The 17,037-nt window shown below is 58.7% G+C and carries 15 protein-coding genes; 10 read left to right on the forward strand and 5 right to left on the reverse strand.

The window, feature by feature from the left end; all coding sequences use genetic code 11:
* Window positions 1-197 precede the first annotated feature (197 nt).
* Window positions 198-1,415: an adenosyl-hopene transferase HpnH gene (gene hpnH / locus JK199_RS02165; protein WP_077930451.1), complete on the reverse strand. Its 1,218-nt coding sequence runs from the start codon at window positions 1,413-1,415 to the stop codon at window positions 198-200.
* A gap of 410 nt (window positions 1,416-1,825) precedes the next feature.
* Here hpnH and dxs point away from each other — a divergent pair, with 410 nt between their 5' ends.
* From dxs to JK199_RS02215, 10 genes are all read left to right on the forward strand, one after another.
* Window positions 1,826-3,853: a 1-deoxy-D-xylulose-5-phosphate synthase gene (gene dxs / locus JK199_RS02170; RefSeq protein ID WP_212373512.1), complete on the forward strand. Its 2,028-nt coding sequence runs from the start codon at window positions 1,826-1,828 to the stop codon at window positions 3,851-3,853.
* Between the two features lie 2 nt (window positions 3,854-3,855).
* A complete protein-coding gene (locus JK199_RS02175) occupies window positions 3,856-4,509 on the forward strand; it encodes an ABC transporter substrate-binding protein (RefSeq protein WP_212373610.1) in 654 nt (217 codons plus the stop codon).
* Window positions 4,510-4,582: 73 nt separating this feature from the next.
* Complete coding sequence (hpnI, locus tag JK199_RS02180; protein ID WP_086655904.1) at window positions 4,583-5,752, forward strand: bacteriohopanetetrol glucosamine biosynthesis glycosyltransferase HpnI; 1,170 nt, start codon at window positions 4,583-4,585, stop codon at window positions 5,750-5,752.
* Between the two features lie 91 nt (window positions 5,753-5,843).
* A complete protein-coding gene (gene hpnJ, locus JK199_RS02185; protein WP_025828193.1) occupies window positions 5,844-7,268 on the forward strand; it encodes a hopanoid biosynthesis associated radical SAM protein HpnJ in 1,425 nt (474 codons plus the stop codon).
* 57 nt (window positions 7,269-7,325) lie between these two features.
* A complete protein-coding gene (hpnK, locus tag JK199_RS02190) occupies window positions 7,326-8,177 on the forward strand; it encodes a hopanoid biosynthesis-associated protein HpnK (protein ID WP_212373520.1) in 852 nt (283 codons plus the stop codon).
* Window positions 8,178-8,642: 465 nt separating this feature from the next.
* Window positions 8,643-10,367: a carbohydrate porin gene (locus JK199_RS02195; RefSeq protein WP_212373529.1), complete on the forward strand. Its 1,725-nt coding sequence runs from the start codon at window positions 8,643-8,645 to the stop codon at window positions 10,365-10,367.
* Window positions 10,368-10,530: 163 nt separating this feature from the next.
* Window positions 10,531-10,809, forward strand: coding sequence for a hypothetical protein (locus tag JK199_RS02200; protein WP_244984813.1), 279 nt, complete (start codon window positions 10,531-10,533; stop codon window positions 10,807-10,809).
* Window positions 10,800-11,354 carry a dCTP deaminase gene (dcd, locus tag JK199_RS02205; RefSeq protein WP_025828186.1) on the forward strand — a complete coding sequence of 185 codons (555 nt, stop codon included), beginning with the start codon at window positions 10,800-10,802 and terminating at the stop codon, window positions 11,352-11,354. Before JK199_RS02200 ends, dcd begins: the two co-directional genes overlap by 10 nt.
* Before the next feature lie 9 nt (window positions 11,355-11,363).
* A complete protein-coding gene (gene murA, locus JK199_RS02210; protein ID WP_086655908.1) occupies window positions 11,364-12,626 on the forward strand; it encodes a UDP-N-acetylglucosamine 1-carboxyvinyltransferase in 1,263 nt (420 codons plus the stop codon).
* Between the two features lie 96 nt (window positions 12,627-12,722).
* On the forward strand, window positions 12,723-13,793 hold the full coding sequence (locus tag JK199_RS02215; RefSeq protein WP_077930458.1) for a hypothetical protein: 1,071 nt from the start codon (window positions 12,723-12,725) through the stop codon (window positions 13,791-13,793).
* A gap of 92 nt (window positions 13,794-13,885) precedes the next feature.
* Here JK199_RS02215 and JK199_RS02220 read toward each other — a convergent pair whose 3' ends face one another.
* From JK199_RS02220 to JK199_RS02235, 4 genes are read right to left on the reverse strand one after another with little or no spacing between them, the layout of a single operon-like run.
* Complete coding sequence (locus tag JK199_RS02220) at window positions 13,886-14,473, reverse strand: LutC/YkgG family protein (protein WP_086655909.1); 588 nt, start codon at window positions 14,471-14,473, stop codon at window positions 13,886-13,888.
* Window positions 14,473-15,882 carry a lactate utilization protein B gene (locus JK199_RS02225; protein ID WP_077930460.1) on the reverse strand — a complete coding sequence of 470 codons (1,410 nt, stop codon included), beginning with the start codon at window positions 15,880-15,882 and terminating at the stop codon, window positions 14,473-14,475. Before JK199_RS02225 ends, JK199_RS02220 begins: the two co-directional genes overlap by 1 nt.
* On the reverse strand, window positions 15,879-16,622 hold the full coding sequence (locus JK199_RS02230; protein WP_025828180.1) for a (Fe-S)-binding protein: 744 nt from the start codon (window positions 16,620-16,622) through the stop codon (window positions 15,879-15,881). The genes JK199_RS02225 and JK199_RS02230 overlap by 4 nt, the downstream gene beginning before the upstream one ends.
* Before the next feature lie 27 nt (window positions 16,623-16,649).
* Entirely contained in the window at window positions 16,650-17,024 is a 375-nt protein-coding gene (locus tag JK199_RS02235; RefSeq protein ID WP_244984814.1) for a thiamine pyrophosphate-dependent enzyme, read from the reverse strand.
* Window positions 17,025-17,037: the final 13 nt, after the last annotated feature.

Here is a 17,037-nt window from a genome sequence, read left to right on the forward strand (position 1 = left end):
CGCTGGCCATGCCTGCCAGAGCGCATCCTTATGCGGAAAACAGCTTTTTGACCCCACTCTTATGCGGGCAGCGTATGCCAGCCAGAGCAGAAAATCAGGGGAAAAACACCCTTAACAGCCCGGAATCCCAGACAAAAAAAGAGCGGCCTCTGTGCAGAGACCGCTCCCTTTATGGAGTCGCGAACTGAGAGAAAGGCTCAGTCTGCCGCTGTGGCTTCCACAGGAGCGGCCGCTTTGGCCGGCGCTGCGTCCGCATTGGCGGCCTCGGTGCGGATCACCTTCACGCGCGGCGCCTTGGCGGGCTTGCGTGCGGCAATTTCTTCCATCTGCTCTTCCACCTGCTTGGAGAAGACGTACTGAGCAGGGCGCTGGTTGGCGAGGGAGATTTCCGGCGCCATCGGCTTTTCCGTCTCCGGTCCGAACAGAGCGACTTTTGCAATGTGCCAGGGGCGACGCACCGCATCCATCACAGCCGTGGACTCGTACCCGGAATGCACCATGCAGTCGGCGCATTTTTCATAGTTGCCGGTGCCGTAATCGTCCCACTTGGTGTCTTCCATCAGCTCGTTGAAAGACTTGGCATAGCCTTCACCCAGCAGGTAGCACGGGCGCTGCCAGCCAAAGACGTTCCGCAGCGGCTTGCCCCACGGTGTGCAGTGATACTGCTCATTCCCGGCAAGGAAGTTCAGGAACAGCGGAGACTGCGTAAACCGCCATTTCTTGCCCTTGCCCAGACGGAAGATGTCACGGAAGAGCTGCTTGGTCTTCTGGCGGTTCAGGAAGTGTTCCTGATCCGGCGCACGCTCATAGGCGTAACCCGGGGCCGTCATGATCCCGTCAACGCCCATGGCCATCACTTCATCAAAGAAGGAGGCGACGCGCTTGGGGTCTGCACCATCAAACAGGGTGCAGTTGATGGACAGACGGAACCCGCGTGCCTTGGCCTTTTTGATGGCCGCAACAGCGCGTTCATACACGCCGTCCTGACAGACGGAAGAATCGTGCATGGATTTATCGCCATCCAGATGCACGTCCCATGAGAAGAACGGAGAGGGTTCATACTCATCCATCTTCTTCTCAAGCAGAAGGGCGTTCGTGCAGAGATAGACGTATTTTTTCCGGGCAATCAGGCCACGGATAATCTCGGGCATTTCCTTGTGCAGCAGAGGCTCACCCCCGGCCACAGCAATAACGGGAGCGCCTGCTTCCGCGTCCGCATCCAGACATTCCTGCACGGTCATGCGCTGGTTGAGGATGGCTGCGGGATAATCAATCTTGCCACACCCGGCACAGGCCAGATTGCAGCGGAAAAGTGGTTCAAGCATCAGAACCAGCGGATAGCGCTTGCGCCCGGTGATGTGCTGTTTGACGACATAACTGCCGACCCTGACGGCCTGCATTATAGGTACGGCCATAAACCCCCGCTCCGGCGCATCTGAGACGCCTGCATCATAACTGAGTGAGACACTTCATAATCTGTCAGAACGTGACCATGCCGGGCAATCAGCCCCTGCACACCGTGTCACAGCCAGTGCAGACGCTGTGCGCATAATCACGTATGGAACTGTTCGCCTGCATATAGGTTGGCTCGTTTGTCAAGCTCAAGCCTTTTTCAAAACCTGTTGCAAAAAAGACACAATATGGAGTTAGTTTTGATTACAGGCTTGCGTTCAGCCCGGAAACATTAAACCAAAACGCCTTACTATACGCGATGTGTGAAAATATTTCGCGCGACGTTAAGACACACTCAAGGCAACGAAATCCCGCCCCGCCTTATTCAGGACGGCATTGCGCTTCCTAAAAGCAAGAAGATGGAAACGATCGCATGGACAGTTCTCACGACAAAAATGCACCGCCACGGATTCCCACCCTTGGCCGTTTTCCTGCGCTGGACCGGGTGAGTTACCCGTCTGACATGCGGAACCTTTCGGTTGAGCAGCTCAAACAGGTTGCGGATGAACTGCGGGCCGAAACCATTGACGCCGTGTCCACCACCGGCGGCCATCTGGGCGCCTCTCTGGGCGTTGTGGAACTGACCGTCGCCCTCCATGCGGTGTTCGACACCCCGGCGGACAAGGTGATCTGGGATGTGGGTCATCAGGCCTACCCGCACAAGATCCTCACCGGCCGCCGTGACCGCATCCGCACCCTGCGCCAGCCGGGTGGGCTGTCCGGCTTCACCCGCCGGTCCGAGAGTGAGTATGACCCGTTCGGCGCGGCGCACTCCTCCACCTCCATTTCCGCCGGTCTGGGCATGGCCGTGGCGCACCGCCTCCGCGCGGAGGAAGATCCGTCCTACCACGAACGCAGCGTGATCGCCGTGATCGGCGATGGCTCCATTTCCGCCGGGATGGCGTATGAGGCCATGAACAACGCCGCCGTGGCTGGACCCGGTGCGGAACGTCTGATCGTCATTCTCAACGATAACGAGATGTCCATCGCCCCGCCTGTGGGCGCGATGTCCAACTATCTCTCCCGCCTGATGTCCTCCCGCAAGTTCATGGGCCTGCGCGAACTGGCCGGGAAAGTCGTCAAGAAGCTCCCGGCTCCGGTGGAACGCACCGCCCGCAAGGCGGATGAATATGCCCGTGGCATGATTACCGGCGGCACGCTGTTTGAAGAGCTGGGCTTTTACTATGTCGGCCCCGTGGACGGGCATGACCTGCCGCAGCTTGTCGCGATCCTGCGCAACCTGCGCGATACGGATAACGGCCCCATCCTGCTGCATGTGATGACCAAGAAGGGCCATGGCTACAACCCGGCGGAAAAAGCCGGAGACAAGTATCACGCCGTCGCCAAGTTCAACGTCGTCACCGGCGAACAGAAAAAAGGCCCCGCCGGGCCGCCGTCCTATACGTCCGTGTTCGCCAGGGAACTGGTGCGCCGGGCCGCGACGGACGACAAAATTACGGCCATTACCGCCGCCATGCCCTCCGGCACGGGGCTGGATGCTTTTGCCAAAAACTACCCCGACCGCTTTTTTGATGTGGGCATTGCCGAACAGCATGCCGTGACGTTTGCTGCTGGCATGGCCACGGAAGGGCTGCGGCCGTTCTGCGCCATTTACTCCTCCTTCCTCCAGCGCGCCTATGATCAGGTGATGCATGACGTGGTGCTGCAGAAGCTGCCGGTCCGCTTCGCCATTGACCGCGCTGGTCTGGTGGGCGCCGATGGCGCGACGCATGCGGGCTCCTTTGATATCGCCTATCTGGGCTGCCTGCCCGGCATCAGCATCATGGCGCCGTCTGACGAGGTCGAACTGCTGCACATGACGGCTACCGCCGCCGAGTTTGATGAAGGCCCGATTGCCCTGCGCTACCCGCGTGGCAGTGGTCTGGGGCTGGAGCTTCCGGCGGAAGGTCAGGTTCTGGAAATCGGCAAGGGCCGGATTATCCGCGAGATGGGCCGTCAGGCCGGGGCGGAGAAAGGCGGCATTGCCATCCTCTCGCTTGGCCCGCGTCTGGCGGAAGCCTTGAAGGCAGCAGACATGCTGGCCGCACAGGGGCTGGCCCCGACTGTGGCGGACGCCCGCTTTGCCAAGCCGATTGATACGGCCCTGGTGGAAAATCTGGCCCGCAACCATGCGGTGCTGATCACGCTGGAAGAGGGCTCCATTGGCGGCTTTGGCGCGCAGGTGGGCCAGCATCTGGCCAATACCGGCCTGCTGGACCATGTGCGCTTCCGCCCCATGACCCTGCCCGATATCTTCATCGACCATAACACGCAGGAGGCTCAGTACGAGCAGGCCGGACTCACAGCACCCTTCATCGTCAAAACCGCTCTCAGCGCGCTGGGCATCGGAGACATGCTTTCAATGAACTTGCCAAACTGTGCTACGGGAACAAAATCATGAGCATGAAAACGATCTCTCTTCGCGCAGGGCTTGTGCTCGGTCTGGGCATGACACTGCTTCCCGCCGCGGGCCTTGTCCCGTTTGCTCCCGTTGCACAGGCGCAGTCCGCTGCGGCCACTGCCGAAAGCGCGCCTGTGCAGGCCCTGTATGCAGCCCTTGATAAAGCACAGCATTTGCACAGCAGCTTTGCAGAGCGCAGCCAGATTGTTGGCGCCGGGGTTGATCAGGCGTTTGATCTGGACGCCGTGCTGCATGCCTCCGTTGGCCCGCGCTACCTGACGCTGGCTCCGGCGGACAAGGCAAAGCTGCTGACGGCCTTCCGGGACTTTACCATTGCGCGGTATGTTTCCAGCTTCAAACCGGGGACAGACGCCCGATTCACCATGAAGCCGGGCCTTGAAAACTCTCCGGTTGGTGGTAACAAAATCGTGAACACCTATATCGGCGCCGATGACAGCATGCCCGGCACCCCGCTGGCCTACATCATGCACAGCACGCCGTCAGGCTGGAAAATTGTGGATGTGCTGCTGGGGGATTCCCGCATCAGTCAGGCAGCCGCACAGCGTTCGGACTTCAGCTCCACACTCGCCTCTGGCGGTGTTTCGGGCCTGATCAGTGTCTTGGAACGCAAAGTTAAAACTTTCTCCAACGACTGAGCAGGATAACGAGCGTGATGCGTAACGGACAGACAAACGACCCGGTCATGGGCCACATGGCGGCTGGTTTGTAATGTCCGTTTTTTCCATTCTGGCGCTGGCCAGCAGTGGTCTGGCCGCAGCGGGCTGCCTTCAGTCCGCTGCCGGAGCTGCCCTGCTCACCCGCTTCCGGCGCACAGAAAGCCGCCCCGTCACGCTCACACCCCTGCCCCCGGTCACCGTGCTCAAACCCCTGTACGGGGATGAACCGTTACTGGAAGAAGCGCTGGAAAGCTTCTGCACGCAGGATTATCCGGGACTCCAGATTCTGTTTGGCGTGCGGGACAGTGATGACCCCGCCATTGCCATTGTGGAGCGCCTTCAGGCCCGCCATCCGCATCTGGACATGCAGCTTGTGGTCAACCCGGCCGTGCACGGCCTGAACCGCAAGATCAGCAATCTGATGAACATCCTGCCGTATGCCCGGCATGATCTGCTCGTCATTTCCGATTCCGATATTCATGTCAGCCCGGATTACATGCGGCACATCGTCAGTGCCCTGCACAAACCCAATACCGGGCTGGTCACCACGCTTTATGCCGGCCTGCCAGCCCATTCCAGCATTGTGCAGATGCTGGCGGCCTGCCAGATCAACCATAACTTTCTGCCCGGCGTTCTGCTCTCCCGCTATCTGGGGCGGCAGGACTGTCTGGGGGCCACCATGGCGCTCCGGCGGGATGTGCTGGAGGCCGTGGGCGGGCTGGAAGCCCTGCTGCCGCATGTGGCGGACGATGCCCTTCTCGGGCAACTGGTCCGCCAGCTAGGCAAAGACATTACAATTGCCGACTGCCTGACCTGGACCACGATTGGTGAAGCCAGCTTTGCCGAGCTGCTCTCTCACGAACTCCGCTGGGGCCGGACGGTGTGCACACTGGCGCCAGCCGGGTATGGTGCCTCCTCCATCCAGCTTCCGCTGTTCTGGGCCACACTGGCCATTCTGTTTCAGCCACATGCGCTCTGGCCGCTGGTGCTGTTTGCTGCCGTATGGGCTATCCGGGTTGTTACGGGGCTGGTGATCAACCGCGCCGTTGGCTCCCGCCCCGTCTGGCCGCTTCTGCTTCTGCCGGTGCGGGACTGGCTTTCCGCCGCCATTATGGTGGGCAGCGCAAGCGGGACACGCGTGGACTGGCGAGGCCAGACCATGCATGTGGCACCCCACCCCGTAGGCCCCCCGCCGAGCAGTCAATTATCACCGGAAGGCTGAGACGGGTTGTCTCGCCCCTTCCGCAAGAGTAAATCCCTCCCCATATTCCTCTGATGACTTCAGATCACATGCCTTGTCAGGACACAGAACAATGATGAGAACCCTCTTTCTCCAGCCTCCGTCCTTTGATGGCTTCGACGGTGGAGCTGGTTCACGCTATCAGGCAAAGCGTGAAATCAAATCGTTCTGGTACCCGACATGGCTGGCCCAGCCTGCCGCCATGGTGGAAGGCAGCCGCCTGATTGACGCGCCTCCGGCCCGTATGGGCATGGAACCGATTCTGGAAGATGTGAAGAACCGCGATCTGGTGATCATTCACACCTCTACCCCGTCCTTCGCGAAGGATGTGCAGGTGGCCCAGATGCTCAAAGACGCCAACCCGAAGCTGAAGATCGGCATGGTCGGCGCGAAAGTGGCCGTGCAGCCGGAAGAAAGCCTGCTGAAGGGCGCTCCGGTTGACTTCGTGGCCCGCAACGAATTCGACTTCACCATCAAGGAAATTGCTGAAGGCCGCGACTGGAAAGACGTCGATGGCATTACATGGCGGAATGAGGCGGGTGAGATCATCACCAACCGTGACCGCGCCATGATTGAAGACATGGACAGCCTGCCCTTCGTGACCGAAGTGTACAAGCGTGACCTGAAGATTGAAGATTACTTCATCGGTTACCTGATGCACCCGTATATCTCCATCTATACGGGCCGCGGCTGTAAATCCCGCTGCACCTTCTGCCTGTGGCCGCAGACCGTGGGCGGCCACCGTTACCGCACCCGCAGCCCGCAGCACGTGGCGGCGGAAATCCGCCTCGCCAAGCAGTATTTCCCGCAGGTTAAAGAATTCTTCTTTGATGATGACACGTTCACGGATGATCTGCCGCGCGCAGAAGCCATTGCGCGTGAACTGGGCAAGCTGGGTGTCACATGGTCCTGCAACGCAAAAGCCAACGTGCCGCTGGAAACCCTGAAAGTCCTGCGTGAAAACGGCCTGCGTCTGCTGCTGGTTGGATATGAAAGCGGCAACCAGCAGATCCTGCACAACATCAAAAAAGGCATGCGCGTTGAAGTCGCGCGTGAGTTCACCAAGAACTGCCATGATCTTGGCATCAAGATCCACGGCACCTTTATTCTGGGTCTGCCGGGCGAAACGAAGGAAACCATTCAGGAAACCATCAAATTCGCCAAGGAAATCAACCCGCATACGCTCCAGGTCTCTCTGGCAGCGCCTTACCCCGGCACGGCTCTGCACAAGCAGGCGACCGAAAACGGCTGGCTGGATGAAAGCAATGCGGAGCTGATTGACGAAAACGGCGTGCAGATGGCACCGCTGCACTATCCGCACCTGTCCCACACGGAAATCTTCAACAGCGTGGAAGAATTCTACAAGAAATTCTATTTCCGTGCGCCGAAGATCGCGTCCATCGTGAGCGAAATGGTGCGGTCTCCGCAGATGATGAAGCGCCGCCTGCGTGAAGGTGTGGAATTCTTCCACTTCCTGCGCGACCGTAACGCTGCCTGATTTCACACAGTTTGCCCCCGCCCGGCTCTGCCGCGTGGGGGCAGAGTTTTTCTGCCCATGAAGCGCGCCATTATTTCGGCTGATGATTTCGGCCTGTCAGTTGAAGTTAACGAGGCGATTGAAATCGCGCATCGTGATGGCCTGCTTTCTACCGCCAGCCTGATGGTCGCAGGTCCTGCGGCGGAAGACGCCATTGAGCGCGCCAGACGCCTGCCCACACTGGGGGTCGGCCTGCATCTGGTGGTGATTGAAGGGGCGTCTGTTCTGCCGCACCAGCGTCTGCCGCTTGTGACAGGGCAGGATGGCTGGTTTTCCTCCTCGCAGCTTGGGCTGGGGGTGGATTATTTCTTTCGCCCGGAAGGCCGGAAGGAACTGGCGGCGGAAATTACCGCCCAGTTTGAGGCGTTTGCCCGCACTGGCCTGCGGCTGGACCACGCCAACGCCCACAAACATATGCATCTGCACCCGACTGTGGGCCGCATGATGATTGATATCGGCCGCCGCTACGGGCTGCGGGCCGTGCGCGTTCCGCTGGAACCGCCGGAACCGCTTTATGCGGCTGGCACCTATACCGATACGCTGGGGGACGCTGCCCTCCGCCGCTGGACCCGCCTTTTACGGCATCAGGCCCGCTCGGCGGGTATGGCGACCAATGACTGGTGTTTTGGTCTGGCATGGAGCGGGCATATGACGCCGGACCGGGTTGCGGCTCTGGCCGCCCATCTGCCCGAAGGTGTTTCGGAAATCTATTTCCATCCCGCCACTCGCAAAAACGCGCTGCTGGAAAAACTGATGCCAACCTATGAGCATGAGGCCGAATTTGAGGCGTTGTGTTCCAGCGGTTTCCGCACCGGGCTGGCGCATGCCCACGCAACGCCTTGCGGCTGGCAGGATATTCAGACTGCCTGAACCGGCGTTCCTGTTATAGCAACTTGTTATAATATGATATATTTATCACAATTTTAGCAATTTAGCGTCCATTTAAACTCAAGATCTTGTCATACCTTCCAGATCTCGTTGACCGGCCCCTGCGTTTCTGATTGTAATTCTGACTGACCAGTTAAATAACAATAAGAAACGGTCTCCATATCATGTCAGAATGCCTCTTCCCGCATTCGTTCTGCCTGACAGCCACTTTATCTGCGCTCAGGGAAGAACGGATTAAAGGACTGCTTCCTCTGTTTGCCCGCACGCAAGTCGGGCCAGCCGCAGCACGTGCCAGCCGTAAACTACGGTTTAACGCCGTTATGTTTATGTGGCGCCAGACGGACGTGTGGTGACACACGCTCTGTAAGGCGCCCCCGGCTCCTGCCTGAATGGCCTCAGCCATCCGGGCCATATCCCTCATAAAAACAAAAAAGACAGAACGCGGATATGATCTCACCAAGACAACGCTGCCCTGCGGCGCGCCGTGCATCGCTGCGTGCCCATCTCTGTTTTGCCTCAGCCCTGATGGGGGTTCTGGCCCTGAAGACCGGCGTGGCCGGTGTCGCGCACGCGGCACCGATCACGGCGCAAACGCCTGTCGCCCCTGTTTCGGACACGATTATCAGCCCGAACAGCAAGGCACGGGCCAATCCCCCCATGTCCACCCGCCCTGTGGATGCGGAAGCCATGGGGCCGGAACCGTCCGCCATCCGGCGGCCACCCAACACGCCCATTCCGCCCAGCGGTGTGCCGGAACTCCCCTCATCCGGCTTTGCGACCATGGACTTTACGCCGCTGATGCCATCGGAAGACAAAAAGTCTCCTCATCAGATCGAGCTGGATGCGCTGTTACCCTCGGAAGGCCCCTCCGGCCTGCTCCCGCCCCGGCTTGATGCCCTGCGTGATACGGATCTGAATGACCCGTACTACGTCCCGACGGCGGGGGCCGGGCATCTGCTGAGAGCCATTGACCCCATGCGGGAATGGCTGCGCAAACGCGGCTTCACCTTCTCCTTCTCTTACAAAGGGGAAGCCATGGGACTGATGAGCGGCGGTCTGGAAAAAGGCATGAGCTATGTGCATGAACTCACATTGCAGGCTATTTTCGACCTTCAGAAAATGGCCGGGCTGAATGGCTGGTCCGTGCATACACTGGTGATGGAACGCGCCGGGAAGGCCATCCAGAACGGGCGCGTCGGCGAGTATTATGTTGCGTTGCAGGAAGTCTACAGCCTGTCCGGCAACGTAGCCGCGCATCTTGTCGATTTCTATGCCGAGAAGAAAATGAGGCAGAACCGGCTGGACCTGATCTTCGGCCGTATGTCCCTCACCCATGTCTTCGCAACGTCTCCGCTGCTCTGCTCCTTCATGGTCACCTGTTCGGCCCCTGTAGGCCTCAAGCAAAACCCGGCCATGAGCGTGTACCCAAAAGCGACATGGGGTGGCCGCCTGCGCTTCCGCCCCACGCGTGATACGGCCGTGCAGGTAGGAGCCTATTCCGTCAGCGCGCTGACGGACAACCCGAGCGGCTGGTCATGGGGTGCGGAAAACACGACTGGGCTGTCTCTGCCCATCGAATTCACATGGCAGCCGTTTTTAACCCGCAACCGCCTGCCCGGGCATTACGTAATTGGCTACGCGCATGACACCACGCGCTATGCCGACAAGATCAGCTCCGTCTACCCCAAGAAGCTGGCGGATCACCTTCCGGGCACCCGCTCCGCCCCGGCGGACATGATGTGGGTGGAGGCTGACCAGATGATGTACCGTCTGGGTGGCCGAAACATGATGGCCGGTGGCTATCTGATGGCAGGTTACGTGCACACCACGCCCCACGTCGCCAATATTTCCGATCAGGCCTATGGCGGGTTTTCCATGGTCGGCATGATCCCCGGCCGGATAACAGATCGCTTTGGTGTCCTGTATTCCTGGTATCACGTCAGCCAGCGGCGGCGGCTTAGTCAGGAACTGGCGCAGGAGGCCGGTCTGCCTCTGGGGTCAAGCATTCATGGGATCCAGAACAACTCGCACATTATCGAAGCCTATTACGGGATTGATGCCTTCCCCGGAATCCTGATCCAGCCGGAATTCCAGTACATGATCCACCCCGGCGAGACACACCGCATCCCGAACGCGGTTATGGCGGGCCTGAAGCTGATCGCTAACCTCTGAGGTCATCCGGAACCTCGCGGCAGGATGCAGCAACGCTGTCTGCATCCTGCCGCCAATCCGGCGGGAAATCCGGTTTACGCCGGGAATGGCCCGGCAGGACCCTAGGCATGGCAGCATCGCTCTGCTACTCAGCAGGACGAACGTTCATTTCTGCGATCCTGGCATGACTGATACGCCTCCTTCCTCCCCGCCCGGCACAAGACTGTCTTCCAGAACGGAGACGGCGCGTGCGGAGCGCGCGGCCCGTCAGGCTGCCGCCCTGCGCGCCAACCTGCGCAAACGCAAGCAGCAGGCACGCAGCCGGGAAGACATGGAAGCCGGGGCACCCCTCAGCCAGCCGGACGCTTTTCCTTCACCTTCCGGGCCGGATGAACGTACGGCCCCACAGACCTCATCCGCTCAGCACGAACCGGATAATGGAGAGACGCCGCCATGCCAGTGATGCCCGATACATGGATCCGCCGCATGGCGCAGGATCACGGCATGATTGAACCGTTTGTGGAATCCCAGAAGCGCGAAGGCGTGATTTCCTACGGTCTGTCCTCATACGGCTATGACGCCCGTGTTGCGGATGATTTCCGTATTTTTACGGACGTGAATAACGCCATTGTGGACCCGAAGAACTTCAGCCCGGATGGCTTTGTGTCCCGCAAGGCGGATGAATGCATTATTCCGCCCAACAGCTTTGTGCTGGCCCACACCATTGAATATTTCCGCATCCCGCGGGATGTGCTGGTAGTCTGCCTTGGCAAATCCACCTATGCGCGCTGCGGTATTATTGTGAACGTGACCCCGCTGGAGCCGGAGTGGGAAGGTCAGGTGACCATCGAGATCAGCAACACCACCCCACTGCCTGCCCGCATTTATGCTAATGAGGGCATCTGCCAGTTCCTGTTCTTCAAAGGGGAAACCCCGTGTGAGACCAGCTACGCAGACCGCGCCGGAAAATATATGGGCCAGCGTGGCGTTGCCACGCCGCGGATGTAAGGCACGCACATGGATCGGTTTATTATCCGGGGCGGTCGCCCCCTGTATGGCGATATTACCATTGGTGGCGCAAAGAACGCTGGCCTGAAACTGCTGGTGGCCGGCCTGCTGACCTCCGAACGGCTGGTGCTGACCAACGTGCCGCACATTGCCGATATTGCCACCATGCAGGCGCTGCTGCGGCAGCACGGCATCAGCGTGGAAACGGTAGGCAATGATAAAACAAAGCTGTCCGTTGGGGGTGAAATTACCAGCACGGAAGCGCCGTACGATATCGTTTCCAAAATGCGCGCCTCCATTCTTGTGCTCGGGCCGCTGCTGGCCCGTTGCCGGGAAGCACGGGTCTCCCTGCCCGGCGGCTGCGCCATCGGCACCCGTCCGGTGGACCTGCACCTGAAAGGGCTGGAAACGCTCGGGGCCAAAATCACGCTGGAAAACGGCTACATCAACGCCCGTGCGCCGAACGGCCTGACGGGTGACCGGATTGTACTGCCGTTTGCCTCCGTCGGGGCGACCGAAAACCTGATGATGGCCGCCACGCTGGCGCATGGCCGCACGGAAATTGTCAATGCGGCGCGTGAGCCGGAAATGGTGGATCTGGCCGACTGCCTGAACGCCATGGGCGCGCGCATTACCGGCGCAGGCACCGGCCATATCATTATTGACGGTGTGGAGGCGCTGCACGGCGCGGAACACCGTATCATGCCGGACCGGATTGAGTGCGGCACCTATGCCTGCGCAGCCGCCATCACCGGCGGGGATCTGCGCCTTGTCGGCGGGAATGTGGACCATCTGGGCGCTGTGGTCCGCGCTTTTGAAGAAGCCGGAGTGGAAGTCACGCAGGAAGGGGACGCCATGCGCGTCCGCCGCACCGGTGCGCTGCGCGGTATTGATATCATGACGGAACCCTATCCGGGCTTCCCCACCGATATGCAGGCGCAGTTCATGGCGCTGCTTTCCGTCGCGGAAGGCGCTTCCATGATCACGGAAACGATTTTTGAAAACCGGTTCATGCATGTGCCGGAACTCAACCGGATGGGGGCCCGCATTAACGTCCACGGCTCTTCCGCCATTATCCGGGGTGTGCACAGCCTGTCTGGTGCCCCTGTGATGGCAACGGACCTTCGTGCATCCTTCTCACTCATTCTGGCGGGCCTTGCCGCCCACGGTGAGACCATCCTCAGCCGCGTCTATCATCTGGACCGGGGCTATGAGGCCGTGGAACGTAAGCTGGCGGCCTGTGGTGCCCAGATTGAGCGCGTAAAAGGTTAAATCCGGCGCGAGGCTATCCTCCGGAGGCTACCCTCCGGGCCAGCCTCGCATCCTGCGGAACAAAGACCCGAATTCCTCCATCCGGACCTCTGCTCTATGTATAAAGCCGCTCCCAGACTCCTGCTTGGTGCCCTGCTGCTTTTAACCGGCTGCTACAATCTCGGGTCACAACGGCTGGATCAGGACCAGAGCGATTATTCCCTGTCTCTCATTGCCGCCGGGAAACGCCAGACTCTGCTGAACATTGTCCGCCTGCGCTATGCGGACACGCCGGGCTTTCTGGACACCACACAGTTAATTTCCGGATATCAGCTCCAGCGCAGCCTCTCCATTGGTGTGGGAACGGACACCCCCATCCGGCCAAGCGGCGGCGCGGGTGTGCAGTTTCAGGAAAGTCCGACTTTTACCTTTCAGCCCGTTACGGGTGATGCCTACGCGCAAAGCTTCCTGCGCCCCATGCCCATTGGCAGCCTGCTGCCTCTGGCCATGGGCGGTTTGCCCATTGATGTGCTGTTCCGTCTGGCTGTGCAGTCCATTAACCTCATTAACAATGCCGGGGCCATTGGCAGCGGCGTCGGGCGGGGGTCACCCGAGTTTTTTGAACTGATTCATGATCTGCGTGTGTTGCAGGTTGCGGGCCTGCTGGGTATCCAGCTTGAGCATAGCGCGGAAGTCCCCGGTAAAACCCCGTCTTTTGACCGTGTTTTTCTGACAGTTTCCTCCACGGACAATCCGGTTCTTGCCGAAACCGTTTATGAAACCCGCCGCTTTTTTCAGATGAAGCCGCATGATGAACGGGTTGAGGCCGTCTACGGCGCGGGCCAGCCCCGGCCGGGGCAAATCCGTATTCTGACCCGCACCATGCTGGGGGCGCTGGGGCAGATTGCGTATCAGATTGACGTGCCACAGGACGATATTACGTCCGGGCGCACCCAGCCCCGTATTCTGCTGATCGGGCGTGAGACAAAACCCATTGTCGTTGTGCATGTTGGCAATACGTTGCCAGAAAACACATTCTCTTCCGTTCGCTACAACAAGCGCTATTATTATATTTCTGAAAATGATTTTGACAGCAAACTTGCGTTTACCATGCTGCAAATTCTGCTTGAGCTTTCAAAAACCACGAAAAATCCTGGGACTATCGTGACCATTCCTGTCAATGGGTAAACAGGAAAACGCATCACCCCTGTCAGAATGACATAGAAAAAGCCGGATCAGGATTTCTCCCGATCCGGCTTTTTCGAAGGTTCAGACTGATCTTATTCCCACCAGACCGACAGGGAGCGCACACCCTGCGCACCCCGGATCAGCACGCCCTGAATATCCGCGGTCGCGGACGGGCCAGTCATCAGCACACCATATTTTGCGGTGTGGAATTCCGGCCGTTCGACATAGGCTGTGTGCATATTGGCTGTCAGGTTCTTCTCTGACAAAATCACCACAATATGCTGCGTCAGATGCGCTGCGGAATTCAGGCTGTTCAGTTGCGCTTCGCTCAGAAAGATAGAGCCCATTTCTGAAATACCAAACGGGCTGCGCACCACCAGAACATCTGTCGCCGCGGCCTGCTGCGGGGAGGCCACATCTTCCAGACGGATGGTGCCTTCAAAATCCGGCACAGCGGAACAGATAATTTTGGCATCCGGAAAACGGCGTGCAATAGCCGTTGCCAGTGTGTCCCCTTCCTGCGGAAGCAGGATCTGACCGCCCAGAAGTTGCAGAGCATCTTCAAAGCGGGCCTTGCCGGCATCCATATCCCCCAGAACAGCAACGGGGGGCAGTTCATGCGCGGCAGGGTCCGGGCGGTTCGCGCGGAGTGTTGCCAGAATGCTATCGCGGGAACTCATCAGGCTTTCCCTCCTTTTGACTCTTTTTTGTCTTTAAGGCGGTTTTTCTTATACCAGCTATGGAAGGTCTGCTTCACCGGGTGCGGCAGTTCGCGGTGTTTGCCCCACGGGTTGAGCCAGTTATACAGCACAAAGCGCGGCAGAGAGCTCAGCGCGACTTCCGTGCCGTTAATGGCCGTGCGGTACAGGGTGGGCTGGCCCATCAGCTTTCCGGCCATGTGCATAATTTCACGTTTTACAAATGGCAGTTCATGATGTTCAGCCAGAACACGGCGCCATTTATAAAGCTGTTCATGAATGTTGATTTTGACCGGGCAGACGTTTGTGCAGCTTCCGTTCATGGTGGAGGCAAACGGCAGCGTGCTGTATTTCCGCTCGTTAAAGGTCGGGTCAATAATCGCGCCAATCGGGCCGGAATAGACTGCCCCGTAGGACAGACCGCCAGACCGCCGGTAAACCGGGCAGGTGTTCATGCACGCGCCGCAACGGATACATTTGAGAGACGTCCAGAACTCTTCCATGCCCAGACGGGCAGAACGGCCATTATCCACCAGCACAATATGCATCTCCCCCCCCTTCTGCGGGCCACGGAAATGCGTGGTGTACTGCGTGATGGGTGACCCCAGCGCACTGCGGGACAGCAGGCGGATAAACACCCCCATATCCGCCATGCGGGGCACAATGCGTTCAATCCCCAGTGTGGCGATATGCAGGTTTGGCACAGTCGCACTCAGGTCGGCATTGCCTTCATTGGTGCAGACCACAAAGGTGCCGGTTTCCGCCACAAGAAAGTTGCCACCCGTCATCCCGGCATCCGCCGTCAGGATCACCGGACGCGCCGCCATGCGCTGGGATTCCGCCAGAGACTGCGGGCTGTTATCGTTGGGGTCGGTATTGTAATTCTTGGCGAAAATCTTTGCCACATCCGGCACCAGCTTATGCACAGCCGGCACCACAATATGGCTGGGCATCTGGCCATCAAGCTGCTGAATCCGCTCACCCAGATCTGTTTCCGTCACGGTCACGCCGCGCGGTTCCAGATAAGGGCGCATGTCACATTCTTCCGTGACCATGGACTTGCTTTTGATCAGCGATTTCGCGCCATGCTTTTCCAGAATCTCGCCAACAATGCGGTTATGTTCCGCACCATCCGCCGCCCAGTGCACATGGATGCCGTTCTTTTTGGCATTGGCTTCAAACTGCTCCAGATATTCGGGCAGATTGGCAAGCGTATGCTCTTTAATCGCGGACGCCCGGCTGCGCAGTTCCTGCCATTCGGGCAGGAGGTGCATCTGCTGGTCACGCTTCTGGCGCATGTCCCACAGGCGTTCATCATGGAAGGTCAGATGCGGGGCATCTTCCAGAAATTCTTCCGCCGCCTTGGCGTGATTGACGGGTTTGACCTTCATGACCGCGCTCCATTCAGAATTTCAGCGATATGAATAAAGCGGATGGGCACACCGCCACGTTCCGCACAGCCCTGCTGGTGCATCATGCAGGACGTATCTGCGGAGACGATATATTCTGCACCAGCCTGATGGTGATCCTTGACCTTATCCAGCCCCATACGGGCAGAAACAGCCTCTTCCGTCACAGAGAACGTGCCGCCAAACCCGCAACATTCATCAGGGCGCTTGGGCGTTGCGAAGGAGATGCCTTTTACCTTGTTGAGCAGGTCCATCGGTTTGGAGAAAAACGGCTCGCCAAGCTCAGACATGCTGGCGGTCCGCAGGGAGCGCAGGGTGCCGCAGCTATTATGCAGCCCGACCTTGTGCGGGAATTCCGCCCACGGGAAGTCCTCTACCTTCAGGATATCGTGCAGAAATTCGACCAGTTCAAACGTGTTTTTCCGAACATGCTGAACCTCTTCCGTCTGCGGGATGGCATCAAAATTGTCCCGCACATGATGCGTGCAACTGCCGGACGGCATGACGATGGCATCATATTTGGCAAAATTACGCACAAAAAGAGCTTCTGCCGCTGCGGCATCTGAATTGCAGCCGGAGTTTGCCATAGGCTGGCCACAGCAGGTCTGGTCCAGCGGGTAGTCCACATCCTGACCCAGCTTTTCCAGCAGTTCCAGTGTGGCAATCCCTGCGTTTGGGTAAAACGCATCAATATAACACGGTATAAAAAGACCTATTTTCATGCAAACCTCCGGCGGTAAAACAGGTTTTCAGCCTGTTGTGATCATGATCTCAACAAGAGAGGGACCATCGGAAGCCAGAGAAGCCTCAATGGCGGGTGCGATATCAGACGCGCGTGTCACCCGGCAGGATGGCACACCCATGGATTTCGCCATGGCCTGATAATCAATACTCGGATTAACAATATCCATCGCAGGATACGTTCCCTCACGTGCGGAAAGGTAATCTTTCTGTTGTCTCATAAAGTTTTTGAGAACGTTATATTCCTGATTGTTCATGACGATGAACGTGACAGGAAGTTTTTCATGCGCGGCGGTCCAGATGGCCTGCGGAGAATAGAGCGCTGCCCCCGGGCTGTGCGGTCTATCAGATGTCCTCTGATGTGCGGGATCTGGGCCGTACATTTAACACGCCGCT

The sequence above is a fragment of the Acetobacter persici genome (assembly GCF_018256955.1).
GTDB classification, from domain to species: domain Bacteria; phylum Pseudomonadota; class Alphaproteobacteria; order Acetobacterales; family Acetobacteraceae; genus Acetobacter; species Acetobacter persici.